The following is a 24799-nucleotide window of genomic DNA, read 5'->3' on the forward strand; positions in this document are numbered from 1 at the left end:
CATCCCAGCCGGCCGCGACGGCGGGCGGCACCTCGAACGGCGCCGCGCCCCAGCCCTTGGCCGCGCGCATGGCGGCGATCTCGGTGGCGCCGAGCGGCGCGCCGTGCACCGCGTGGCCGCCGGCCTTGGTCGGCGCGCCGCAGCCGATCACGGTCTTGCAGCAGATCAGGGTCGGACGCAGCGACTGCCTGCGGGCGCGCTCCAGCGCCCGGTCCAGCGCCTGCAGGTCGTGGCCGTCGACGGTGGCCACCGACCAGCCGTAGGCGGCGAAGCGGGCCGCCGTGTTGTCGCCGAACCAGCCGGAGACGTGGCCGTCGATCGAGATGCCGTTGTCGTCGTACAGGCAGATCAGCTTGCCCAGGCCGAGCGCGCCGGCCAGCGACGCCGCCTCGTGGCTGATGCCCTCCATCAGGCAGCCGTCGCCGACGAACACATAGGTGTGGTGGTCGATCACGGCGTGGCCGGGGCGGTTGAACCGGGCCGCCTGCATCTGTTCGGCCAGCGCCATGCCGACCGCGTTGGCCAGGCCCTGGCCGAGCGGCCCGGTGCTGGTCTCGACGCCGGGTGTGACGCCGACCTCGGGGTGGCCGGGGGTGCGCGAATGGAGCTGGCGGAAGCGCCGCAGCTCCGCCACCGGCAGGTCGTAGCCGGTCAGGTGCAGCAGCGCGTACAGCAGCATCGAGGCGTGGCCGTTCGACAGCACGAAGCGGTCGCGGTTGATCCAGCCCGGCTCGCCCGGGTCGTGGCGCAGGTGGCCGCGCCACAGCGCGGTGGCCATCTCGGCCATGCCGAGCGGCGCGCCCGGATGGCCCGAGGCGGCCAGTTCGACCGCGTCGGCGGTCAGGAAGCGCAGCGCGTCGGCGGCCGACGGCGGTGGCAGGTGGGGGGCGTTCATGGTCGTTCCTTGGTTATTGGGCGCCGGCGGCGCGCCGCTGGCGCTCCATCATGCGCAGGATGAAGGGGGTGAAGATCAGTTGCATGGCCAGTTCCATCTTCCCGCCCGGCACCACGATGGTGTTGGCGCGCGACATGAACGCGCCCGGCACCATGTTGAGCAGGTAGGGGAAGTCGATGCCGCGCGGGTTGGCGAAGCGGATCACCACCATGCTCTCGTCGGGCGCCGGGATCTCGCGCGCGATGAAGGGGTTGGAGGTGTCGACGCAGGGCACGCGCTGGAAGTTGACGTGGGTGTGGGCGAACTGCGGGCAGATGTAGTTCACGTAGTCGGGCATGCGGCGCAGGATGGTGTCGGTCACCGCCTCGGTCGAGTAGCCGCGCTTGGCCTTGTCGCGCCACAGCTTCTGGATCCACTCGAGGTTGATCACCGGCACCACGCCGATCAGCAGGTCGGGGTGGCGCGCGATGTTGACCTCGGGGGTGACGACGCCGCCGTGCAAGCCCTCGTAGAACAGCAGGTCGTTGTCGGCGTCGAGCTCCTCCCACGGCGTGAAGGTGCCCGGCTGCTGGCCGTAGGGGCGCGCCTCCTCGCTGTCGTGCAGGTATTTGCGGCGCTTGCCGCGCCCGGTCTCGGCGTAGGTGGCGAACAGCTGCTCGAGCTCGCCGAACAGGTTGGTGTCGGGGCCGAAGTGGCTGAAATTGTTGTCGCCGCGCTCCTCGGCGGCGGCCAGCTTGAGCTTCATCTCGGCGCGGTCGTAGCGGTGGAAGCTGTCGCCCTCGACGACCACCGAGCGCACCTTCTCGCGCCGGAAGATGTTTTCGAAGGTGCGCGTGACGGACGTGGTGCCGGCGCCGGACGAGCCGGTGATGGCGATGATGGGATGGCGTTCGGACATGCGGGTTCTCCTTGGAGGGTCGGGTCAGGTGGCGGCGCGGAACAGGCCGCGCTCCTGGAACAGCGGGTCGAGCGGCTCGGCGCGCGGCGCGCTGTGGTAGCGTTCGATGCGCTCGACCTCGTGGCGCGAGCCGAACACCAGGCCGATGCGCTGGTGCAGCGCCTGCGGCGCCACCGCGCTGATGGCCATGGTGCCGGTGCTGGCGGCGCCGCCGGCCTGCTCCATCAGGAAGGCGATCGGGCACGCCTCGTAGAGCAGGCGCAGGCGCCCGGCGCGGCCCGGCTCGCGCGAGTCGCGCGGGTACATGAAGACGCCGCCGCGCAGCAGGATGCGGTGCGCCTCGGCCACCATCGAGGCGATCCAGCGCATGTTGAAGTCCTTGCCGCGCGGCCCGCCGCGCCCGGCCAGGCATTCGTCGACGTAGCGCTTGATGGGAGCGTCCCAGAAGCGGCTGTTGGAGGCGTTGATGGCGAACTCGCCGGTGTCGGGCGGCACCCGCATGGCCGGGTGGGTCAGCATGAACTCGCCCAGGTTGGGGTCCAGCGTGAAGCCGTTGACGCCGTTGCCGACGGTGAGCACCAGCATCGTCGACGGCCCGTAGATCGCGTAGCCGGCGGCGACCTGCTGGGCGCCGCTTTGCAGGAAGGCGGCCGCGTCGGGCCGGTCGACGCCGTCGGGGGCGCGCAGCACCGAGAAGATGCTGCCGACCGAGACGTTGACGTCGATGTTGGACGAGCCGTCGAGCGGGTCGAACACCAGCAGGTATTTGCCTTTCGGGAATTGCTCGGGGATCTGGTAGGGCGCGTCCATCTCCTCGGACGCCATGGCCGCCAGCTGGCCGCCCCATTCGGTGAACTGGAGGAAGGTGTCGTTGCTGAGCACGTCGAGCGTCTTTTGCGTCTCGCCCTGGACGTTGACGCCGCCGGCGCCGGCGTCACCCAGCACGCCGCCGAGCGCGCCGAAGGCGACCGCGCGGGCGATGCTCTTGCAGGCCAGCGCCACGTTCAGCAGCAGGCTGTTGAAATCGCCGCTGGCGTGCGGGTGGCGGCGCCGCTCTTCGATCAGGAACTGGGTCAGGGTGGTGCGCTGCGGGATGGGCATGGCGGTCTCCGTTGTGGTTGATTGATGTCTAGTTGGCGCCGGGCGCGGCGGCCTGGCGCAGCCGCGCCAGGATGTCGCGGTAGCCGCCGTCCGGGTCGGGCGCGCCGAACACCGCGCTGCCGGCCACGAAGGTGTCGGCGCCGGCGGCGGCGATGGCGCCGATGTTGTCGAGCTTGACGCCGCCGTCGACCTGCAGCCACACCGGCGCGCCGCCGGCGGCCACGTGGGCGTCGATGCGGCGCCGCGCGGCGGCCAGCTTGGGCAGGGTGGCGTCGATGAAGCGCTGGCCGCCGAAGCCGGGGTTGACGCTCATCAGCAGGATCATGTCGAGCTTGTCCATGACGTGGTCCAGCACCGCCAGCGGCGTGGCCGGGTTCAGCGCCAGGCCGGCGCGGCAGCCGTGCGCGCGGATCAGCTCGAGCGTGCGGTCGACGTGGCGGCTGGCTTCCGGATGGAAGGTGATCAGGCCGGCGCCGGCCTGGGCGAACAGCGGGATCAGCGCGTCGACCGGCTCGACCATCAGGTGGACGTCGATCGGAATGGCGAGGTGGGGCGCGATGGCGGCGCACACCAGCGGCCCGATGGTCAGGTTGGGCACGTAGTGGTTGTCCATCACGTCCACGTGGATCAGGTCGGCGCCGGCGGCGGCCACCTGGCGCACCTGTTCGCCCAGCCGCGCGAAGTCGGCCGACAGGATCGACGGCGCCAGCCGGACCTGGCGGGGGGCGCTCATGCCGCCCTCCTGGCGCCGTCGCCGCGCCAGCGGCGCAGCGCGGCCAGGTCGACCAGCCCGGCGTCCGGCGCGGCCGGCGCCAGGCCCGCCTCGCCCAGGTGCGGCAGCACGCGCAGCGCGCCGTCGAAGCGCTGGCCCCGGGTGAAGGCGGTCGGCGTGACGACCGTGGCGATGCCGGCCGCCGTGGCCGCGCGCAGGCCGTTGTCGGAATCCTCGAAGGCGACGCAGTCGGCGCCGGCCAGGCCCAGCTCGCGCAGCGCCGCCAGGTAGACGTCCGGCGCCGGCTTCTTGAGCGGCACCGTGGCGCCGTCGCAGACGCTGGCGAACAGCGCGCGCCAGTCGGCGCCCAGCGCCGGCGCCAGCAGCGCGGCCACGTTGGCCGGCGTGGTGGTGGTGGCGATCGCCAGCGCCAGGCCGGCGTGGCGCGCCTCGTGCAGCAGGCGCGCCACGCCCGGGCGCAGCGCCAGCGCGCCGCGCTCGAGCGCCTCGGTGTAGCGGCGCGTTTTGATCGCGTGGATGCGTTCGATCGTGGCGTCGACCTGGCGCCCGCGCGCCTCGGCCGGGTCGACGATGCGCCAGTAGTGGCCGATGCGCTCCTTGCCGCCGGCCACGTCGAGCAGCGCGGCGTACAGCGATTCATCCCAGTGCCAGCCGATGCCGACCTCGGCGAAGGTGGCGTTGAAGGCGGCGCGGTGCGCGCTTTCGGTGTCGGCGAGGGTGCCGTCGACATCGAAGATCAGTGCTTTTAACATCGGTGTCACTCCTGCGGTGGTGGGGGCGGGGCGGGGTCGAACACGCGGCTGGCCAGCAGGTCGGCCGCGGTGATGGTGCTCAGCGTGGCGGCGTCGGCGACGCCGTCCGGGTCGTGCATCAGGCGCGAGGCGTGGCGCAGGCGGGCCCGGTCGAGCGCGTTGCGCACGCTGCGGGCGTTGGCGAAATGGGGCTGCGCCATGCGCCGCGCCAGATAGCGCTCGAACACCGCCGCCGCCTCGTGGTCGAAGCGGTAGTCCATCGTCGCCAGCATCTGGCCGGCGATGCGCGCCAGCTCGGCGGCCCCGAAGTCGGGAAAGTCGATGTGGTGCGCCACGCGCGACGACAGCCCGGGGTTGGAGGCGAAGAAGCGGTCCATGTGCTCCTTGTAGCCGGCCAGGATCACCACCAGGTCGGCGCGCTGGTTTTCCATCGCCTGCAGCAGGATCTCGATCGCCTCCTGGCCGTAGTCGCGCTCGTTCTCGGGCCGGTACAGGTAGTAGGCCTCGTCGATGAACAGCACGCCGCCGGCGGCGCGCTTGAGCACCTCGCGCGTCTTGGGCGCGGTGTGGCCGATGTACTGGCCGACCAGGTCGTCGCGCGTCACGCTCACCACCTGGTCCTTGCGCACATAGCCGAGCCGGTGCAAGATCGATGCCATGCGCAGCGCCACCGTCGTCTTGCCGGTGCCGGGGTTGCCGGAAAAGCACATGTGCAGGCTGGGCGCGGCGCCCGCCAGGCCGTGCGCGGCGCGCATGGTGTCGACCAGCAGCAGCGCGGCGATGTCGGCGATGCGCTGCTTGACCGGGGCCAGCCCGACCAGCTCGCGGTCGAGCTGGGCGAGCAGGGCGGCGATGCCGGAGTCGGTCAGCGCCTGGGCGAACGGCGAGGCCGGCGCCGCGCTTGTCACTATGCTCGGGTTCATGGTTAGTGCCTTTGCGGTGGGGCGGTTCAGTAGCGCGCGCCTTCGGGACGCGCCTGGACGGCGTAGCTCTCGATGGTGTAGCCGATGGCGCGCCCGCCCCGCTCGTGGCGCACCAGGCGGAAGCCCGGTTCGACCGCCGGCCGGTCGACGATGAAGGCCATCACCAGCGACTCGACGCCCTCGCTGGCGTCGAAGGCCGTCACGCGGATGTAGCGCCCGGGCCAGGCCGCGCGGCACGCGGCCAGCTCGGCCATGATGGGGGCGCTGGCGTGCAGGTCGAACAGCGGCGGGCCGTACATCTCCCAGTAGGTGTTGCGCGGGTGCGGGTCGTCGGTGTGCTCGACGGCCAGCGCCCAGCCCTTGGCCAGGCAATAGCCGATCTGTTTGGCGATCTGTTCGTCGGTCAGGTCGGGCAGGAAGGAAAAAGTGCCTTGTGTGATGCGCATGATGGTTCCTCGGTGGCGGTGATGGGGCGGGCAGCGGTCAGGAAGCGGTCGCGGTCGGGGTGAAGTCGGCGGTGTCGGTGGACGCGTAGTTGAACGAGATCTCGCCCCAGGTGTCGAGCGCGGCGCGCAGCGGCCCGCACCAGGCGGCGGCGTCGCGCAGGATCTGGGCGCCCTCGTTGCGGATGTCGCGCCCCTCGTTGCGGGCCATCACCATGGTTTCGAGCGCGACCCGGTTGGCCACGGCGCCGGCCTGGATGCCCTGCGGGTGGCCGATGGTGCCGCCGCCGAACTGCAGCACGACGTCGTCGCCGAACAGGTCCAGCAGCTGGTGCATCTGGCCGGCGTGGATGCCGCCCGAGGCCACCGGCATGACCTTGCGCAGCGCGCCCCAGTCCTGGTCGAAGAAGATGCCGCGCTGCAGGTCGACCTTGGTGTGGCTGTCGCGGCAGACGTTGTAATAGCCCTGCACGGTCATCGGATCGCCTTCGAGCTTGCCGACGGCGGTGCCGGTGTGCAGGTGGTCGACGCCGCACAGGCGCAGCCACTTGGCGATCACGCGGAACGACACGCCGTGGTTCTTCTGGCGGGTGTAGGTGCCGTGGCCGGCGCGGTGCATGTGCAGGATCATGTCGTTCTGGCGGCACCAGTGGGACATCGACTGGATCGCGGTCCAGCCGACCACCAGGTCGACCATGACCACCACCGAGCCGAGGTCGCGGGCCAGTTCGGCGCGGCGGTACATCTCCTCCATGGTGCCGGCGGTGACGTTCAGGTAGTGGCCCTTGACTTCGCCGGTGGCGGCCGAGGCGCGGTTGACGGCCTCCATGACGAACAGGAAGCGGTCGCGCCAGTGCATGAACGGTTGCGAGTTGATGTTCTCGTCGTCCTTCATGAAGTCCAGGCCGCCCTTGAGGCCCTCGTAGACGACGCGGCCGTAGTTGCGGCCGGACAGGCCCAGCTTGGGCTTGGTGGTCGCGCCCAGCAGCGGGCGGCCGAACTTGTCGAGCCGTTCGCGCTCGACGATGATGCCGGTCGGCGGGCCGGGGAAGGTCTTGACGTAGGCCACCGGGAACTTCATGTCCTCCAGCCGCGCCGCCTTGAGCGGCTTGAAGCTGAACACGTTGCCGATGATGGAGGCGGTGACGTTGGCGATCGAGCCTTCCTCGAACAGCGACAGGTCGTAGGCGACCCAGCAGAAGTACTGGCCCGGGTTGTTCGGCACCGGGTCGACCCGGTAGGCCTTGGCGCGGTACATGTCGCAATTGGTCAGGCGGTCGGTCCATACCACGGTCCAGGTGGCGGTCGACGACTCGCCCGCCACGGCGGCGGCGGCCTCGATCGGATCGACGCCGTCCTGCGGCGTGATGCGGAAGACGGCCAGGATGTCGGTTTCCTTGGGGACGTAGTCGGCGTCCCAGTAGCCCATCTGGGCGTATTTCAGTACTCCGGCCGAGTACCGTTTGGTGACGTCGGTGATTTGAACTGCGTCGCTGCTGCCCATCGTGCTCTCCTCGGTTGAGACGGCGGCCAGTCCGGCCCCCGATAGACACGACTATATAAACGGGATAACATAACGTCTAATCAATAAAAATCCACGCCACATCAGTTTTTCCTTATAGGTCTCCCATGCGCCACTACACGCTGCGCCAGCTCGACACTTTCATCGCCGTGGCACGGGAGCTGTCGATCTCGCGCGCGGCCGAGCAGCTGCACGTGACGCAGCCGGCCGTGTCGATGCAGATGCGCCAGCTGGAGGAGGCGGTCGGCATGCCGCTCTACGAGTCGCTCGGGCGCGGCATCCGCTTGACCGGCGCCGGCGAGGATTTGCGCCAGTACGCGCTGGCGGCGCTGGCCCAGCTGCGCCAGCTCGACGACGCGATGGCGCAGCGGCGCGGCCTGCGGCGGGGACGGGTGGAGCTGGCCATCGTCAGCACGGCCAAGTATTTCGTGCCGATGCTGCTGGCGATGTTCCGCAAGAAGTTTCCGGATGTGGAGGTGACCTTGCAGATCCACAACCGCGACAGCATCATGACCTTGCTGGCCAACAACGAGATCGACCTGGTCATCATGGGCCACGCGCCGGCCTCGCTCGATTGCGAGGCCAGCGCCTTCGCCACCAATCCGATGGCCTTCGTCAGCGCGCCGAACCACCCGCTGTCGCGCCGTTGCGGCGCGCCGCTGGCGGTGCTGGCCGATCAGGAATTCGTGGTGCGCGAGCGGGGCTCGGGCACGCGCCAGCTGATGGAACGGCTCTTCACCGAGCAGGGCATCGCGCCGCCGGTGGTGATGGAAATGCCGAGCAACGAAACCATCAAGCAGGCCGTCATGGCGGGGCTGGGCCTAAGCTTCCTGTCGCTGCGCACCATCCGCCACGAACTGGCGGCCGGCCACCTGGTGCAGCTGGACCTGGTCGGCATGCCGGTGGTGCGCCACTGGCACGTGACGCATTTGCGCGCCAAGCGGCTGTCGCCGGCGGCCCAGGTGTTCAAGCAGTTCCTGCTGGAGGAGGCGGGGGCGCTGGTGCGCACCTGGGCGTAGCGGAAGGTACGGCCGGTGCGGCCGGACCCGTGGCTTACAGTCCGCCCAGGCAGATGTATTTGACGACCAGGTATTCGTCCATGCCGTAGCGCGAGCCCTCGCGCCCCAGGCCCGATTGCTTGACGCCGCCGAACGGCCCGACCTCGGAGGAAATCAAGCCGGTGTTGACGCCCACCATGCCGCTCTCGAGCCCCTCGGCCACGCGCCAGATGCGGCCGATGTCGCGCGAATAGAAGTAGCTGGCCAGGCCGAACTCGGTGTCGTTGGCCAGGGCCAGCGCCTCGTCGTCGGTCTTGAAGCGGAACAGCGGCGCCAGCGGCCCGAAGGTTTCCTCGGTGGCCACCAGCATGTCCGGGCTGATATCGGCGATCACCGTCGGCTGGAAATAGCCGTGCCCCAGCGCGTGGCGCTTGCCGCCGGCCAGCAGGCGGCCACCCTTGTCCAGCGCGTCGGCCACGTGCCGCTCGACCTTGCGCACCGCCTGTTCGTTGATCAGCGGGCCTTGCGTCACACCCATGTCCACGCCGTTGCCCACCCGTAGCTTGCCGACGGCGGCCACCAGTTTTTCGGCGAACTGTTCATAGACGCCGTCCTGCACGTACAGCCGGTTGGCGCACACGCAGGTTTGGCCGGCGTTGCGGAATTTGGACGCCATGGCGCCCTCCACGGCGGCATCGAGGTCGGCGTCGTCGAACACGATGAAGGGCGCGTTGCCGCCCAGTTCCAGCGACAGCTTCTTGACCGTCGCCGCGCTTTGCGCCATCAGCAAGCGCCCGACGTCGGTGGAGCCGGTGAAACTGAGCTTGCGCACCACCGGGTTCGCGGTCATCTCGGCGCCGATCTCGCGCGGCGCGCCGGTGACGACGTTGAACACGCCCGGCGGCACGCCGGCCCGTTCGGCCAGCGCCGCCAGCGCCAGCGCGCAGTAGGGCGTGGCCTCGGCCGGCTTGAGCACCATCGTGCAGCCGGCCGCCAGCGCCGGGCCGGCCTTGCGCGTGATCATGGCGATCGGGAAGTTCCATGGCGTGATGGCGGCGCACACGCCGATCGGCTCCTTGGTCACCAGCATGCGGCGGTCGCGCCACGGCGAAGCGAGCGTCTCGCCGGCCACGCGCTTGGCCTCTTCGGCGAACCACTCGATGAAGGAGGCGCCGTAGGCCACCTCGCCCAGCGATTCGCTGATGGGCTTGCCCTGCTCCAGGGTCATCAGCAACGCCAGGTCGTCCGCGTTCCTGGTGATCAGCTCGTACCATTTGCGCAGGATCGCCGCGCGTTCCTTGCCGGTCTTGGCGCGCCAGCCGGGTAGGGCGGCGTCGGCGGCGTCGATGGCGCGCCGGGTTTCCGCCGCGCCCATCAGCGGTACGGTGCCGAGCTGCTTGCCGTTGGCCGGATTGTGCACGGCCAGGGTGCCGCCGCCGTCGGCGTGCTGCCACGCGCCGGCGATGTAGGCCTGTTCGCGCCACAGGTCGGGATTGCGAAGGGTCGGTTGGTTCATGTGGTACTCCTTTCAGGCGCGCAGCGCGTTGTCGAGGATGGCGAGCGCTTCGTCGAACACGGCGTCGCCGATGGTCAGCGGGAACAGGAAACGGATCACCTGGCCATAGCCGCCGCACGTCAGCAGCAGCAGGCCCTGGCGCAGCGCCTCGGCCTGGACTTTCTTGGCGAACGCCGCATCCGGCGCGCCGCTGGCCGGGTCGCGGAACTCGACCGCGATCATCGCCCCCAGGCCGCGCACCTCGGCGATGTGCGGCACCTCGGCTTGGGCGGCCCTGACGCGCGCGGCCAGGCGCTCCCCCAGCAGGTTGGCGCGGTGCGACAGCTGCTCGTCGTCGATGATGTCGAGCACCGCGTGGGCGGCGGCGATCGCCAGCGGGTTGCCGGCGTAGGTGCCGCCCAGGCCGCCCGGCGCCGGCGCGTCCATGACCTCGGCGCGTCCGCACACGGCCGACAGCGGCAGGCCGCCCCCCAGGCTCTTGGCCAGGGTCATCAGGTCGGGCAGCACGTCGTAGTGGTCCATGGCGAACAGCTTGCCGGTGCGGGCGAAGCCGGACTGGATCTCGTCGGCGATCAGCAGGATGCCGTGCTGGTCGCACAGCGCGCGCAAGGCCCGCATGAACGACGGCGGCGCCACGTAGAAGCCGCCTTCGCCCTGCACCGGCTCGAGGATGATGGCGGCCACGCGGGCCGGATCGATATCGCTCTTGAACAAGTTGTTGAGCGCCTGCAGCGATTGCGCCTCGCTCACGCCGTGCAGCGGATTGGGGAAGGGCGCGTGATAGACCTCGCCGGGGAAGGGGCCGAATCCCGCCTTGTAGGGCTCCACCTTGCCCGTCAACGCCAGGCCCATCATGGTGCGGCCGTGGAAACCGCCGGCGAAGGCGATGACGCCGCTGCGGCCGGTCGCGGCGCGGGCGATCTTGACGGCGTTTTCCACCGCCTCGGCGCCGGTGGTGAAGAAGGCGGTCTTCTTGGCATGGGCGCCGGGGGTGAGGCGGTTGAGCTTCTCGGCCAGCGCGACGACGCCGCCGTACGGCACGATCTGGTAGGCCGTGTGGCTGAAGCGTTGCAGCTGTTCGGTGACGGCGGCGATGATTTTCGGATGGCTGTGGCCGGTGTTGAGCACGGCGATGCCGGCGCCGAAATCGATCACGCGGCGTCCCTCGACGTCCCACAGTTCGGCGTTGAGCGCGCGCTCCGCGTAGAACTGGCACATGACGCCGACGCCACGCGGCGTGTTGAGGTTTTTACGCTGCTGCCATTCGAGATTGCTGGTCATACCGGTACTCCTGTTGGATAGTCGAGGCTCGAATGGTCGTCTCCTTTGGTCCCATTGGATAGTGCCAGATAAGATTTTCCGATGGTGCCATCGAGGTCCCCGCTATACTGGCCGCATGCGCGCCTTCAACGTTTCCGACTATCTGCTGCTGCACCTGGACCCGCAGTCCGAGGTGCCGCGCAACCGTCAGCTCTACCGGCTGCTGCGGCAGGCCATCCTCGACCGGCAACTGCAGGCCGATACCCGCCTGCCCTCGAGCCGCGACCTGGCGCGCGAACTGGGGGTCTCGCGCAACACGGTGCTGTATGCCTACGAGCAGTTGCTGGCCGAGGGGTATCTGGAGGCGCGCGCCAGCAGCGGCACCTTTGTCGCCGACACCGTGCCCGACCTGGACGGCCTGGCGGGCGCGCCCGCCCCGCGCAAATCCGGCGGCGGCCAGGCGCGCCTGTCGCGGCGCGGCCAGCGCCTGCTGGCGCAGGCCGGCGCGGCGCCGCAGCAGTGGGGCGCCTTCGTGCCCGGCGTGCCGGACGTGACCCGCTTTCCGCACCGGATCTGGAGCGACCTGCAGCGGCGCGTCTGGCGCCAGCCGCCGGTGTCGGCCCTGACCTATGGCAGCGGCGGCGGCTACCAGCCGTTGCGCGAGGCGCTGGCCGGCTACCTGAAGGCGGCGCGCTCGGTCGATTGCGGCGCCGGCCAGATCGTCGTCACCAGCGGCATCCACCAGTCGCTGGACCTGTGCCTGCGCTTGCTCAGCGATCCGGGCGACGTGGTCTGGGTCGAGGACCCCTGCTACTGGGGCGCGCGCACCCTGCTGGCCGCGTCCGGCGTGGAGATCCGGCCGATCGCGCTGGACGCCGAGGGCCTGTGTCCGACCGCCGCCCAGCTGGCGCGGCCGCCGCGCTTCATCGTGGTCACGCCGTCGCACCAGTATCCGCTGGGAATGGTGATGAGCCTGTCGCGCCGGCGCATGCTGCTCGAGTACGCGCAGCGCCACGGCTGCTGGATCATCGAGGACGACTACGACAGCGAATTCCGCTACAACGGCCGGCCGCTGGCGTCGCTGCAGGGCATGGACAGCGGCGAACGGGTGATCTATCTGGGCACCTTCAGCAAGACCATGTTCCCCGGCCTGCGGCTGGGCTACATGGTGCTGCCGGAGGCGCTGGCGCCGGCCTTCGTCACCGGCATGGAGGAGTTGTACCGATCCGGCCAGGCGCCGGTGCAGGCGACCCTGGCCGAGTTCATCGCCCAAGGCCATTTCAACGCCCACGTGCGGCGCATGCGGCTGCTGTACGGCGGCCGGCTGGCGCTGCTGCAGCACGCCATCGCCAGCCATTTCGACAGCGGCGACGTGGCCGTCAGCGGCGGCGACACGGGGCTGCACCTGGCGCTGCGGCTGCCGGCCGGCAGCGACGACCTGGCGGTGGCGCGCGACGCGCTGGCGCTGGGCGTGGCGGTGCGGCCGCTGTCGCGCTACTATTACCACGCCGGCCGCGCCGCGCCCGGCCTGGTGCTCGGCTACGCCTGCGTCGCCGACGAACAGATCGCCCCCGCGTTCGCATTGCTGGCGCGGGCCATCCGCCACCACCGCCGAGGCTAGCATGGCGCGCTGTTATTGGTTCACCGGCCTGCCGGGAGCGGGCAAGACCACCTTGGCGACGGCGTTGCAGGCGCGCTTCGCGGCCGCCGGGCGGGCCTCGCTGCTGCTGGACGCGGACGCCTTGCGCGCCGGCCTGAACCGCGACCTCGGCTTCAGCCGCGCGGACCGGCGGGAAAACGTGCGGCGCATCGCCGAGGTGGCCAGGCTGCTGGTCGCCAACGACATCGATGCGGTCGTCGCCAGCATCGCGCCCTACCGCGCGGACCGGCTGGCGGCGCGCGCGCTGTTCGCCGAGGGCGGGTTTGTCGAGATCTTCGTCAGCACCGCGATCGACACTTGCGTGGCGCGCGATCCCAAGGGCCTGTACGCGCTGGCGCGCGCCGGCAAACTGCATGGCCTGAGCGGCTGGGACGATCCCTACCAGGCGCCGCCGGCGGCGGAACTGGTGATCGATACCGCCACCTGCGGCGTGGCGGCGGCGCTGGCGCGGATCGCGGAGCTGGGCTGATGATAGTATTGGCCCGGATGGATGACTGCCGGACCTGAGACGATGGGACCCACATGGATTTGCACCTGCACGACCTGGCTTATCAGCGCAAGATCGGCCACTTGATCGAGGTCCTCGACCAGCCGGATTTCTGGAGCCAGCTGGTGCGCGGCGTGCGCGCCTTCATCGACTTCGACAACTGGGTCGTGCTGTGCTTTTCGGACGCGGGCGCGCCGCAGGTCTACAGCGAAAACCCCGGCGCCGACGGCGGCGTCGACATGCTGTTCATGGACTACCTGAACGGCTTGTACCGGCTCGATCCGTTCTTTGTCGCCAGCCGCGACCACCCGCGCTCCGGCCTGGTGCTGCTGGACGAGGTGGCCCCGGAAGACTTCGCCGCGACCGACTACTACCGGCTGTACTTCCACCTCAACATCGTGGCCGACGAGATCCAGTTCAACTGCCGCCTCGACGCGGCGCGCACGCTGTGTTTTTCGATGGGGCGCGGCAGCCGCTACCGGCCGGAGGAGGTGGCCGCGCTGTCCGTGATGGCCGCCTGGGTGGTGCCGCTGATGCGCCAGCGCCACCGGCTCGAGGGCCTGCGCGGCGAGGTCCCGGTGGCGGCCATTGCCGAGGCGCCGGCGCCGCGCGACAAGGCGGCCGACTCGGCCTTCGGACGCTTGCAGGGCTCGCGCCTGACGCCGCGCGAGGTGGAAATCGGCCAGTTGATGCTGGCCGGCTTTTCCGCCAAGGACATCGCGCAAAAGCTGTGCATCTCGATCGAGACGGTGCGCGCGCATAAAAAACACATCTACGCCAAGCTGGAGATCAATTCGCAGTCCGAGCTGTTCGCGATCTTTTACCAGGGCCAGCCGGCGGCGCCGGACTAGGGCCGCGCGCCGGCCGCGGCCGGCTAGTCGCGGCCGGGCTTGTGCAGCGGGCCGAGGCTGCCGAGGTAGTCGAGCGCCTGTGCGCCGGCCTGGGCCTTGGCGAAATCGACGCGGCGGTCGCGGAAGCTCTTGAGCGGCTGGCCCAGTTGCATCAGGCCCCGCTCGCGCTCGCGGCGCACCCGGCCCAGGTCGACCTCGACCGGCATCACCTCGCGGCCGATGCCGGCCTGGTGGATGACGTCGCCGGCCGGGCCGACGATGATGGAATGGCCGTTGCCGCCGTCGCCGATGCCATTGATGTCGAAGAAGTAGCACTGGTTGATGGCGGCGTTGGTGCGGGCGATCGCCAGTTCGACGTCGCGGTCCATGGTGTCGGTCATGGTCGGGTGCAGGATCACCTCGGCGCCCATCAGCGCCAGCGTGCGCGTGGTTTCGGGGAACCACTTGTCGTAGCAGATCGAGACGCCGAAGCGGCCGATCTCGGGCACGTCGAACACGCAGAACTCGCTGCCCGGCTCGATGTCCGTCTCGTACGGCTGGAACGGGAACATCTTGCGGTAGCGCGCCACCACCTGGCCCTGCGGGTTGATGACCGGGGCGGTGTTGTACAGGTGCGCGCCGTCCCGTTCGTACAGCGAGCCGGGCACCAGCCAGATGTTATGCCGGCGCGCCAGCTCGCAAAAGGCCTGCTCGGCCACGCCGCCGGCCGCCTGCGCGTGCGCCTTGCCGGCGCCGTAGGCGCACAGTTCGCTGAACAGCACCATGCGCACGGCCGGGAAGCGCCGCATCAGGTTGTCGGTCTCCCGCAGCAGCGCGCTGAGGTTGGGTTGCTGGCCGGAAATTGGCAGTTGCAGTGCGGCGATGGTGAAAAAACTCATGATGGTCCTATGGTGGGGGAAACAAGCCAGCCTTGCCAGCTTAGCAAAGACTGCGGATTTTGTTCAGTTCGGCCAGGGTGCGCTGGAAGCCGTATTCGTAGCGGTCGCTGACGAAGTAGTAAATCATGTCGTTCGGCAGCATCATCAGGCCGATGCCGCCGTAGCCGGACATGTACGGTATCCACCGCTCGGCCGGGCACAGGGTGGGCGCGCCGGCGTGGCGGTGGCCGGCGTCCCAGGCCCAGAAGCCGTGCAGGTAGCGCAGGCCGGGCCGGCCCGTGTCCAGGCCGTGGCGGCCGGTGCGCTGCATGGCTTCGTTGTACAGCGTGGTGTCGAGCATGGGCACGCCGGCGATGCGGGCGTCGTCCTTGTTGAGGAATTCGCCCAGCTTGACCAGGTCGTCGTGGTGCAGGGTCAGCCCGTAGCCGGTCAGCGGGACGGCGGCGCGGTCGAGGGTGCGGGCGGTGGTCCGGGTGGCCGGGCTCAGGCGCAGCGGCCGCCACAGCTCGGTCGCCAGCATGTCGTAGTAGTCGCCGTCGGCGCTGGCGCGCCGGCGCTGGAGGCGGTTGAGGGCGGCGCCCAGCAGGAAGGTGTCGGAAGTGTGGTACACCCACAACGCGCCCGGCGCCGCCTTGCGCTCGTACGCGCAGGCGTGGCGGGCCTTGGCGCGATAGGTCGCGGGCCCGAAGAAGTCGCGCTCGGTGTCGGCCGCGCCCTCGTCGGCTTCGAACGCGGCCGAGGCGTAGTGGCCGGTGGCCATGTCCAGCGCGTGCAGCAGCGTGACGCCGTCCCACTTGGCGGCGTTGCAGGGGCCGGCCGCGTCGCTGAGCGGCGCCGATTGGCTGCCCGGGTATTTTTTTTCCATGCGCATCAAGCCGATGGCGCCGGCGATCGACTTGGCCAGCGAGTAGGACGGCAGGCCGAGCACCTCGCAGTACGGGTAGCGGCCGCGCCGGGTCTGGCAGCCGCCGACGTAGTGGACGCCGTCGAGCGCCACGCCGTAGACGGTCATGTCGGCCGCGCTCTGGTCGGCGCCGAGGTTGGCGGCCACCACGCCGGCGGCCGGATAGTCGTCGGCCAGCGCGGCGATCGGCCGGGTGGGCATGCGCGCCGCCACTTCGCCCTCGTAGGCGGCGGCCACGGCGGTCGCGGCGGGGATGGCGTGCGGCGTGTAGCGGGCGTCGGCCAGGCCCCACAGGTCGAACTTGAAGTAGGCGCAGGTTTCGCCGGCGATCTGGAACGCCGCGCGCGCAGTGCTGCCGTCGGCCTTGAACAGGAAGGTCAGCACGCCGTTGTGGGTGCAGTTGGCGCCCTTTTGCTGCAGCGCGAACGGAATCGCCGCGCGGTTGTAGCCCTGGTCGCCGTCCTCCCGCCAGACCCGGCCAGGCTCGATGATGTATTGCCAGTCCGGATGGGCGGTGTCGACCAGGCCGCGCCGCAGCGGCACCAGGTGCTCGCCGTGCTGGATGAACTGGAAGGCGAACGGCGGCAGGCGTTGCGGATCGCGGTAGGCCGCCGCCGCCTGCGTGCCCGCTTCGCTGAAGCCGCCGCTACCGGCCAGTTGCGTCAGCGTCAGGGTGCCCCGGAACACTCCGGTGGCGGCGGACGCGCCCTTGGGCGGCGCGTAGGCGCCGTAGTCGGCCAGGCCGATGGCGCGGCCATGCAGCGCGGCGGCCGTCAACGCTGCCCGGGCGTCGGCGGCGGCGTCCGGCGCGTGGGCCAGCGCGAGGCACGACAGCAGCAGGGCGGGAAGAGGGGGCATGGCGGTTCCTTGTCGGCGTTGAACGGAGGTGCGGCGGACACGGCTGCCCGCCGGGAGCCAATATAGGCCAAGCCGCGCGCGGCCGGCAATGCCCCCGTCGGGGTACTCATGCGGGGTAATTGACGATGCGGCGGCGCCTGGTTGATAGTGGGGACTCCGGCAGCCAGCCGGGCCAGTCAACTATAAAATCGCCGGGAGACAAAGGGAATGAATTCGCACAAGCAGTTCAAGCAACGGGCCATGGCATCGGCCATCGCATTGGGGTTCGCCAGCCAGGCGGGCGCCAGCGCGGCGCAGGAGGCCGGCGCGGGGGAGATCGCGACGGTCACCGTGACGGCGCAGGGACGCAAGGAGAGCATCCAGAAGATTCCCTACAATATTTCATCGATCAACGGCCAGCAGCTGGAGGACAACGTCATCGTCGACCAGTCCGAGCTGCTGCGCGGCGTGGCCGGGGCGTCGGTGGTCGACCGCGGCGCGCGCAATGCGGGCGTCATCAGCGGCATCACCATCCGCGGCCTGAACGTCAACGGCTCGGGGCTGGGCGACTACCAGACCTCGGCCGTGCCGACCGTGTCGACGTATTTGAACAACACGCCGATCTTCGCCAACTTCCTGATCAAGGACCTGGACCGGGTGGAGGTGCTGCGCGGCCCGCAGGGCACGCTGTACGGCTCCGGTTCGCTGGGCGGCACGGTGCGCTACCTGACCCGGCGTCCCGAACTGGGCACCTGGTCGGCCAAGCTGGACGGCGGCATCAGCCATACCCGTGGCTCCGGCGGCAACAACTACAGCGCCGACGGCGTGTTCAACATCCCGATCGGCGAGACGGCGGCGCTGCGCGTGGCCGCCGGCAAGGTCGACAACGCCGGCATCGTCGACTACCGCAACGTCTACGTGCTCGACGCGGCCGGCGCGCCGGCCGCGCCCAAGGGCATCACCGATCCGGCGGCCAGCTACCGCAACGTCAAGGACGCCGACACGGTGCGCATCGACTACGCCCGCGTCTCGGCGCTGTTCAAGCCGGGCGCCGGTTTCGAGGCGCTGCTGACATACCAGACCCAGCGCGACCGTGTCGGCGGCCGGCGCCAGCCCACCCGTGGCGCGGACGGCTACGGCGTGCCTTATGGCCAGTATGAAAACGGTTCGGTGCAGCTGGAGCCGTCCGCCCGCAAGGTCGACATGGCCTCGCTGGAGATGGACTGGGACCTGGGCTTCGCCACGCTCTCGAGCGGCACCTCGCACTACGACCAGCACGGCGACAGCCTGTCGGAAAACACCGGCTTCTACGCGAAGAACCGATGGCTGGCCGACTATTACTACAATTATCCGCGGCCGATGGCGCAGGCCTACCGCAGCTACGGCGACAAGGCCTGGGTGCAGGAGCTGCGGCTGGTGTCCAAGCCCGGCGGCGCGCTCGACTACATCGTTGGCGCCTATTACCAGAACCAGGACCTGGCGGCCACGCAGCTGAGCTATCTGCGTGGATTGAAGGCCTGGGCCGACGTCGCGCAGCCGTCGGCCGGCGTCAGCGGCGACAACGACTTCGTGTTCCAGCGCCAGCAGAACTTCAAGGAAAAGGCGCTGTACGGGGAGTTGACGTGGCACCTGGCGCCGACCGTGCGCATGACCGGCGGCATGCGCACGTTCCAGACCGATTTCAACAACGACAGCGTGGTCGGCTCGGGCGTCGTCGCGCCGTACAACGCCACCACCCATACGCTGATCACCCAGGACGATTCGGGCAACCTGTTCAAGGCCAACGTGTCGTGGGATTTCATGCCGCGCCATATGCTGTACGCCACCGCCTCGCAGGGCTACCGCCGGGCGGGCGCCAACGCGGTGCCGCTGAGCGGCAATTTCGCCGAGAGCCCGGCCTGGCAGACCTTCGCGCCGGACAAGAACGTGAACCTGGAGGCCGGCATCAAGGGCACGCTGGGCGGCACCCGCTACAACCTGTCGCTGTTCCACGTCGACTGGAAGCATATCCAGGTCGACACCACGACGCCGGTCTGGGGCTTCTACGTGGCCCAGAACGGGGGCAGGGCCAGCACCCGCGGACTGGAGCTCGAGCTGAGCGGCAAGCTGGCCGGCAACTGGCGCTACGGCCTCAACTACGCCTACGTGAACGCCCGGCTCGACGAGGACGTGCTGCGCGCCGACAACCGGTCGGTGGTCACGGCCAAGGCCGGCACCGTGCTGCCGGGCACCGCGCGCAACACGCTCAGCGGTTCGCTGGAGCACCTGACGGTGCTCGACAACGGCTGGTACTGGACCCAGCGCATCCACGGCTATGCGCAAAGCGCCACCGAGAACGCGATCTCGACGGACCCCACCGTCAAGCGCCGCTGGGCCGGCTTCGGCGACTGGGGCCTGTCGACCAGCCTGGCCGCCGGGCACTGGAACGTCACCGCCTACGTCAAGAACCTGGGCAACAGCGACGGCGTCACCGGCGGCTTCCTGGAGACGGCGATGGGCACCAGCCCGTCGCAGAACTATTACGGCAACGGTTCCAAGGTACTGATTTCGCAGCCGCGCACCCTCGGCCTGACCGCCGGCTATGCGTTCTGAGCCGGGCTTGCGGGTACACTGAGGCCTCTATGCTGATGGAGCGGACGGCCATGGGCCCACACCAATTGTCCCAGCAACTGCTGGCCATCGAGGCGCTGATCACGCGCGGGCGCACCGGCGAGGCGCTGGCCGCGCTGGCGGGGATGGAGGCCGCGGGCGCCGACGACCCGGCCGCGCTGCAGCGGATCGCGCAACTGTATCTGCACTGCGCCGGCTTCGCGGCGGCGGCGCGCTGCCACGAGCGGGCGGCGCGCCTGCTGCCGGCGGATCCCCGGGTGTTGTACAACCTGGCCACGTCCTGCACGGCGCTGGGCGATCTGGAGCGCGCCTACGACCTGTTCACCCGCGTGATCGAGCGCGACCCGGACGATGCCGCCGCCTGGCTCAACCGCTCGCAGCTGCGGGTGTCGACGGCCGGGCGCAACCATATCGACGGCTTGCGCGCGGCGCTGGCGCGGCTGCCGTCCGGCCACGCGGCGGCGGTGCCGCTGTGCTATGCGCTGGCCAAGGAGCACGAGGACCTGGGCGAGGCGGCCGCCTCGTTCGCCTATCTGCGGCGCGGCGCCGACCAGCGGCGCGCGGCGCTGGCCTACCGGGTCGAGGGCGACGTGGCGGCGATGGCGCAGATCGCCGCCACCTTCGACGCCGGCCTGCTGGCCACGGCGCCGCCGCCGCGCGCCGGCGAGCGCGCCTACTTCGTGCTGGGCCTGCCGCGCAGCGGCACCACGCTGGTCGAGCGCATCCTCGGTTCGCACAGCCGCGTCGGCAGCCTGGGGGAAATCAATAATTTCGTCTATGGCCTGATGCGGCTGGCGGCGGGCGAAGGCGGCAAGCGCGATCTGATCGCGCGCGCCGCAAGCATCGATTTCGCCGCGCTGGGCCGGCTCTACCGCGAAGGCATCGCCGGTTATGGCTGCGACAGCCCGGCGCTGATCAACAAGACGCCCGACAATTTCCTGTACCTGGGGCTGATCCGGCTGGCGCTGCCCGGCGCGCGCGTGGTCCACCTGCGCCGCCATCCGCTCGACAGCTGCCTGGCCATGTACAAGACCCTGTTCCGCATGGGCTACCCGTATTCCTACAGCCTGGAGGACCTGGGCCATTATTACCTGGCCTATCACCGGCTCATGCGCCACTGGCGCGCGTGCCTGCCGGACGCCATCCACGAGGTCGATTACGAAGCGCTGGTCGGCGCCCAGGAAGCGAACAGCCGCGCGCTGCTGGCCTATTGCGGCCTGGCGTGGGAACCGGCCTGCCTTGAATTCCACCGCAATCCGGCGCCGTCGGCCACCGCCAGCGCGGCCCAGGTGCGCCAGCCGCTGCACGGCCGCTCGGTACAACGCTGGCGCAACTACGCCGAGCAACTGGCGCCGCTGGCCGATTTCCTCACGACGCATGGCGTCGATTGCGGCGATCGCGACTTTACCCATCCACAGGAAGCAACTTGAACACATATCTCGGCATTCCCCGCGCCGCGCCGGACGGCATGGCGGCGCGCATCCTGCTGTCCTTCCTGGCCACGGCCGGGCTGTACTACGTCAACATCATGCCGGCGCTGGTCGACGGCCTGCAGCAGGGCCTGCATTTCAGCAACCGCGAGGCGGGCATCGTGGGCTCGCTCAATATGTACGGCGGCGCCTGCGGGGCGCTGCTGCTGGCGCTGGTCGTGCGCCGGCTCGACTGGCGGCGCTGGTCGTGCCGCTTGTTGCTGGCGCTGGTGGTGCTGGACCTGTTGTCGATGCCGGCGCACACGCCGCTGGTGCTGATGGGCGTGCGCTTCGTGCACGGCGTGATCGGCGGCGCGCTGGTCGGGTTGAGCTTCTCGGTGTTCGCGCGCACGCCGGCGCCGGACCGCACGTTCGGCGTGCTGCTGCTGGTCCAGGCCGCCGCTGGCGGACTGGGGGTGATGGTGCTGCCGCTGCTGGTGCCGCTGATAGGCACCTACGTGCTGTTTGCCGCGTTGATCCTGTTTTCCGTGGTCACCTTGTTGTTGCTGCAGTGGCTGCCCGATTATCCGGTGCGGGTGGAGGTGGCGGAGGTGGCGAAGCCGGCCACAGCGCGCTCGCGCCCGCTGCTGTTGTCGCTGTGCGCGGTGACGCTGTTCCAGGCCGCCAACATGGGCTTGTACGCCTACCTGATCGGTCTGGGCCGCAGCGCCGGCCTGTCGCTGGACTTCGTCAGCGGCACGCTGGGGGTGGCCAACTGGGTCGCCATGCTGGGCGCGGTGATGGTGGTGGTGCTGTCGACGCGGTTCGGCATCTCCGGACCGATCGGCGGCGGCATGTTGCTGGCGGTGGTGGGCAGCTGGGCGCTGCTGTACAGCCACGTGGTGTGGATCTGGGTGGTGGCCAACGTGGCCGCCGGCGTGGCGTGGAATTTCGTCATCGCCTATCTGCTGGGCATGTGCGCGCGCTTCGACCAGCGCGGCAGCGGCGCGGTCTGGGGCGGCTTCGCCTCCAAGGTGGGACTGGCTTCGGGGCCGATGCTGGGGGCATTGGTGCTTGGCGAGCGGCAGTACGCACTGCTGGTCTGGCTGATGCTGGCGCTGCTGGTGCTGGCGGGCGCCGCCGCCATGTTCCCCGCCCGAAGTCTCGACCAGGCCGCTTAGCGCTGCCTGCCCCTTCTTCCCCCCGGCCCTCCCCGCCGGGGACCGCTGCGACACGGCAAAACGCTTTGCAAACGATTGCTTTCGTTTCCCGATTTGCGGTTTCTTGGCGTTCTCTACTTTCTGTAGAGTTAGCGTTAAAAGTAATCAAATTAGCGTGAAATTGACGGATATTGAGAGACTTTCATATTGCAACAAAAAGAATGCAAACGATTGCGTTGAATTTTCAAAGTGTGCATAATGGACCAGGCCGACCAACGCGTTTCACCCGACAAGGGGCTGGCTCAGGCATCCTGACACTACACATAACAGCCCGCCCAGCGGGTGATAACGGAGATCGGACAAATCATGAATGACCAACTAGCACCTCGGGCTGTACGCCGGAATGCAATGGCTCTGGCGGTATTGGGTACACTCGGCTTCATCGCTTGCGCGGGCGCGCAGACGGTGCCGGCAGCGGCTCCGGAAACACCGCCAACCCCGCCAGCGGCGGCGCGCGAACGCGCCCCGGCCGACCCGATGCAGGAAGTGGTGGTCACCGGCACATCCGAACGCAAGCAGAAATTCAAGACGCCGTATGCGATCTCCACCATCGGCGAGGCGGCCATTGAAAGCAAGTCGCCCAAGAGCGCGGTTGATCTGCTGAAGTCGGTTCCCGGCATCCAGGTCGAGAATTCCGGCGGCGAGGGCGGCGGCGAGAACGTCGTGATCCGCGGCTTGCCGTGGTCGGGCTTCCGCCTGCTCGATATGCTCGAAGACGGCATTCCCTTGTTTGAATCGAACTTCGAGCGCCAGCTTCAAATCGACGAACTGTATCGGGTCGATCTTGGCACCACGCGGGCGGAAATCGTCCGGGGCGGCACGGCACCGATCTATAGCAACAACGCCTCCGGCGGGGTGGTGAATTTTCTGACCAACCACGGCACCGAGTCGCCCGAACATGCCGTCAAGTTCACGACCGACAATAACAACAAGACGCGGGTCGATCTCGCCATGTCGGGGCCGGTCAACGAGCAGCTGCTCTACAGCGTGAGCGGCTTCTACCGGCGCGACAATGGCTTGCGCGATCCGGGCTTTAGCGGCGCCGACAAGGGCGGCCAGTTGAAGGTCGGCGGCACGTACCTGCTGGACCACAACCGGGGCAAGCTATGGGCCGACGTCAAGCTGCTAAACGACAAGACGATATTTTATTCCGCGATCCCGCTGGCCGATCCGAACAATCCTTCGGTGTCGTTGGCCAATCTGATCGATCCGGGCACGGGCACGCTGGTCTCCAACAGTTTCCGCAACGTTAAGCTGCGCAAGCTTGACGGCAATGGTGGCAATACCACGATACAACGCGATCTGGCCGACGGCATTCATGCCGACGTCAAGACTGTCTCGTTCGGCGCCGATATCGACCTCGGCAATGGCTGGAAGCTCAGCGACAAGGCGCGCTACACGACCGGCAGCGTCGGCTTCGATGCGCTGTTCAACGGCGCCGCCAATGCCGCCAGCGCCAACCTGAACAGCAGGCTGGGCGCGGCCAGGACCGCGTTCCCGGGCACGGCGTCGCTGCGCTATCTGATCGCGGGCACCTCCACGGTGTTCGATCCCGCGCAAACGGCCAACCTGACCATGACCAACACCTGGTCGACCACGCGCACCGACTTCCGCAACGCGTTCAACGATCTTCGCCTGACCAGGACATTCGGCGACGGGCCCTGGGGACGGCACGAGCTGACCATGGGGGCGAGCCTGAGCAAATTCAGGCTGGCGCAGGAAAACCTGAGCAACTCCATCCTGACCAATGTGAAGAGCAACCCGGACGCGCTGGATATCCAGGCGCTCGACGCGGGCGGGAATCCGTTGGGCCTGCTGACTGAAAATGGCTTCCTGGCCTATGGCGGTGGCAGCCTCATCGGCAACATGCGGGGCACGGCGACCGGCATTTATCTCTCGGACGACTGGCACGTGAACAAGGAGTGGCAGGTCGACGCGGGCGTTCGCCGGGTGCGGCGCGACGAGCATGGCAACCGTGGCCTGATCGGCTCGCAGACCATCTCGACCAGCGGCCCGCTGGCGGCGCGCAGCGTGACGGGCTTGACTGGATATGTCCCATACGACAATCACTTGAGCGGCACTTCGTGGACCGTCGGCTCGTCCTATCAACTGAGCGCGCAGCTGAACACCTTCGCGCGCTATTCGAGCACGTTCAGCCTGCCGCGTCTGAGCGACCAGTGGACCAACATTAACAACGGCGTGGCGGGAACGCTGCCGAACGGCCAGCCGGTGCCGACCGCCAAGATCCAGCAGGGCGAGGTTGGCATCAAGCTGGCGTTGCCGACCGTGCAAATGGCGCTGATCGGCTTCTGGAGTCATTTCGACAGCCTCAATTCATCCACCTTCGTCACCGATGCCCTGGGTAACCTCACCAACCAGGCGATGTTGATCGACACCACGACCAAGGGCATTGAGTTCGAAGGGGTCTGGAAACCGGTGCGCGCGTTCGATCTGGCCGGCTCCGTTACCCTGCAGCAGCCCCGGGTCGATGCCGCCAATCCGTTCAACGCGGTGTCCGCCTCCAGCATCGTCGGCAAGGACGTGCCGCGCGTGCCGCGCTACATGGTCACGCTGGAGCCGGCCTATAAGTTCACCCTGGGAGAGCGCTCGGGACGGCTGTACGCCGCGTTCAACGCGATCGGCAAGCGCTATCAGGACTTGGTCAACTCGAGCGTGCTCAAGCCCTACCGGACGCTCGATATCGGCCTGCAGATGGATTTGACCGATGCCATCAGCTGTCAGGTGATGGTGGCCAACGTGACCAATTCGACGGGACTCACAGAGGGCAACGCCCGCGTGCCGGTCTCGAACGCGCTGACGGTGGGGGACGCCACGGTGGGCAGGCCGATCTTCGCCCGGACGGTGACCGCTTCGGCAACGTTCCGCTGGTAAGCTTGCGCCC

Annotated in this window: 20 protein-coding genes; 8 read left to right on the plus strand and 12 right to left on the minus strand. The window is 69.1% G+C overall.

What is annotated here, in order from left to right; all coding sequences use genetic code 11:
• The 8 genes from MRBLMU1_RS06850 to MRBLMU1_RS06885 all read right to left on the minus strand — a co-directional run.
• Positions 1 to 895: 1-deoxy-D-xylulose-5-phosphate synthase N-terminal domain-containing protein (locus MRBLMU1_RS06850; protein WP_363498957.1), on the minus strand; the 895-nt coding region annotated here is incomplete at its 3' end.
• Between the two features lie 13 nt (positions 896 to 908).
• Positions 909 to 1793, minus strand: coding sequence for a phosphoribulokinase (locus MRBLMU1_RS06855; protein ID WP_363498960.1), 885 nt, complete (start codon positions 1791 to 1793; stop codon positions 909 to 911).
• A gap of 24 nt (positions 1794 to 1817) precedes the next feature.
• Positions 1818 to 2894 (minus strand): class 1 fructose-bisphosphatase, encoded by a 1077-nt coding sequence (locus tag MRBLMU1_RS06860; RefSeq protein ID WP_363498963.1) that lies wholly within the window; start codon positions 2892 to 2894, stop codon positions 1818 to 1820.
• Between the two features lie 28 nt (positions 2895 to 2922).
• Complete coding sequence (gene rpe, locus MRBLMU1_RS06865; protein ID WP_363498966.1) at positions 2923 to 3627, minus strand: ribulose-phosphate 3-epimerase; 705 nt, start codon at positions 3625 to 3627, stop codon at positions 2923 to 2925.
• Entirely contained in the window at positions 3624 to 4379 is a 756-nt protein-coding gene (locus tag MRBLMU1_RS06870; RefSeq protein ID WP_363498969.1) for an HAD-IA family hydrolase, read from the minus strand. Before MRBLMU1_RS06870 ends, rpe begins: the two co-directional genes overlap by 4 nt.
• Before the next feature lie 5 nt (positions 4380 to 4384).
• On the minus strand, positions 4385 to 5302 hold the full coding sequence (gene cbbX / locus MRBLMU1_RS06875; RefSeq protein ID WP_363498972.1) for a CbbX protein: 918 nt from the start codon (positions 5300 to 5302) through the stop codon (positions 4385 to 4387).
• Between the two features lie 26 nt (positions 5303 to 5328).
• Positions 5329 to 5748 carry a ribulose bisphosphate carboxylase small subunit gene (locus MRBLMU1_RS06880; protein WP_363498975.1) on the minus strand — a complete coding sequence of 140 codons (420 nt, stop codon included), beginning with the start codon at positions 5746 to 5748 and terminating at the stop codon, positions 5329 to 5331.
• A 37-nt stretch (positions 5749 to 5785) separates the two neighbouring features.
• Positions 5786 to 7249 carry a form I ribulose bisphosphate carboxylase large subunit gene (locus MRBLMU1_RS06885; protein ID WP_363498978.1) on the minus strand — a complete coding sequence of 488 codons (1464 nt, stop codon included), beginning with the start codon at positions 7247 to 7249 and terminating at the stop codon, positions 5786 to 5788.
• Positions 7250 to 7374: 125 nt separating this feature from the next.
• Here MRBLMU1_RS06885 and MRBLMU1_RS06890 point away from each other — a divergent pair, with 125 nt between their 5' ends.
• Positions 7375 to 8286, plus strand: a complete 912-nt coding sequence (locus MRBLMU1_RS06890) for a LysR family transcriptional regulator (protein ID WP_363498981.1) — start codon at positions 7375 to 7377, stop codon at positions 8284 to 8286.
• 34 nt (positions 8287 to 8320) lie between these two features.
• On the opposite strand, the gene MRBLMU1_RS06895 is transcribed toward MRBLMU1_RS06890, so the two are convergent.
• Both MRBLMU1_RS06895 and gabT read right to left on the minus strand, forming a co-directional pair.
• Complete coding sequence (locus MRBLMU1_RS06895; RefSeq protein WP_363498984.1) at positions 8321 to 9781, minus strand: NAD-dependent succinate-semialdehyde dehydrogenase; 1461 nt, start codon at positions 9779 to 9781, stop codon at positions 8321 to 8323.
• A 12-nt stretch (positions 9782 to 9793) separates the two neighbouring features.
• The gene (gene gabT, locus MRBLMU1_RS06900) at positions 9794 to 11062 is read right to left on the minus strand and encodes a 4-aminobutyrate--2-oxoglutarate transaminase (RefSeq protein ID WP_363498987.1); all 1269 of its coding nucleotides are present in this window, start codon (positions 11060 to 11062) and stop codon (positions 9794 to 9796) included.
• 115 nt (positions 11063 to 11177) lie between these two features.
• Between gabT and MRBLMU1_RS06905 the strand changes: the two genes are divergently transcribed.
• From MRBLMU1_RS06905 to MRBLMU1_RS06915, 3 genes are read left to right on the plus strand one after another with little or no spacing between them, the layout of a single operon-like run.
• Complete coding sequence (locus MRBLMU1_RS06905) at positions 11178 to 12662, plus strand: PLP-dependent aminotransferase family protein (protein ID WP_363498990.1); 1485 nt, start codon at positions 11178 to 11180, stop codon at positions 12660 to 12662.
• A 1-nt stretch (position 12663) separates the two neighbouring features.
• Complete coding sequence (gene cysC / locus MRBLMU1_RS06910; RefSeq protein WP_363498993.1) at positions 12664 to 13170, plus strand: adenylyl-sulfate kinase; 507 nt, start codon at positions 12664 to 12666, stop codon at positions 13168 to 13170.
• 53 nt (positions 13171 to 13223) lie between these two features.
• The gene (locus MRBLMU1_RS06915; protein WP_363498996.1) at positions 13224 to 14039 is read left to right on the plus strand and encodes a helix-turn-helix transcriptional regulator; all 816 of its coding nucleotides are present in this window, start codon (positions 13224 to 13226) and stop codon (positions 14037 to 14039) included.
• Positions 14040 to 14062: 23 nt separating this feature from the next.
• Here MRBLMU1_RS06915 and MRBLMU1_RS06920 read toward each other — a convergent pair whose 3' ends face one another.
• Together MRBLMU1_RS06920 and MRBLMU1_RS06925 are read right to left on the minus strand one after the other, a co-directional pair.
• Entirely contained in the window at positions 14063 to 14917 is an 855-nt protein-coding gene (locus MRBLMU1_RS06920; protein WP_363498999.1) for a carbon-nitrogen hydrolase family protein, read from the minus strand.
• Between the two features lie 40 nt (positions 14918 to 14957).
• Entirely contained in the window at positions 14958 to 16679 is a 1722-nt protein-coding gene (locus tag MRBLMU1_RS06925) for a hypothetical protein (protein WP_363499002.1), read from the minus strand.
• 207 nt (positions 16680 to 16886) lie between these two features.
• On the opposite strand from MRBLMU1_RS06925, the gene MRBLMU1_RS06930 reads away from it, so the two are divergent.
• The 4 genes from MRBLMU1_RS06930 (at position 16887) to MRBLMU1_RS06945 (ending at position 24789) form a co-directional block, all read left to right on the plus strand.
• A complete protein-coding gene (locus MRBLMU1_RS06930) occupies positions 16887 to 19250 on the plus strand; it encodes a TonB-dependent receptor (RefSeq protein ID WP_363499005.1) in 2364 nt (787 codons plus the stop codon).
• Between the two features lie 50 nt (positions 19251 to 19300).
• The gene (locus MRBLMU1_RS06935) at positions 19301 to 20698 is read left to right on the plus strand and encodes a tetratricopeptide repeat-containing sulfotransferase family protein (RefSeq protein WP_363499008.1); all 1398 of its coding nucleotides are present in this window, start codon (positions 19301 to 19303) and stop codon (positions 20696 to 20698) included.
• Entirely contained in the window at positions 20695 to 21858 is a 1164-nt protein-coding gene (locus MRBLMU1_RS06940; protein WP_363499011.1) for an MFS transporter, read from the plus strand. Before MRBLMU1_RS06935 ends, MRBLMU1_RS06940 begins: the two co-directional genes overlap by 4 nt.
• A gap of 387 nt (positions 21859 to 22245) precedes the next feature.
• Complete coding sequence (locus MRBLMU1_RS06945) at positions 22246 to 24789, plus strand: TonB-dependent receptor (protein WP_363499014.1); 2544 nt, start codon at positions 22246 to 22248, stop codon at positions 24787 to 24789.
• Positions 24790 to 24799: the final 10 nt, after the last annotated feature.

Origin of the sequence: Burkholderia sp. LMU1-1-1.1, assembly GCF_040675865.1 — a bacterium.
In the GTDB taxonomy this organism is placed as follows: domain Bacteria; phylum Pseudomonadota; class Gammaproteobacteria; order Burkholderiales; family Burkholderiaceae_D; genus Rugamonas.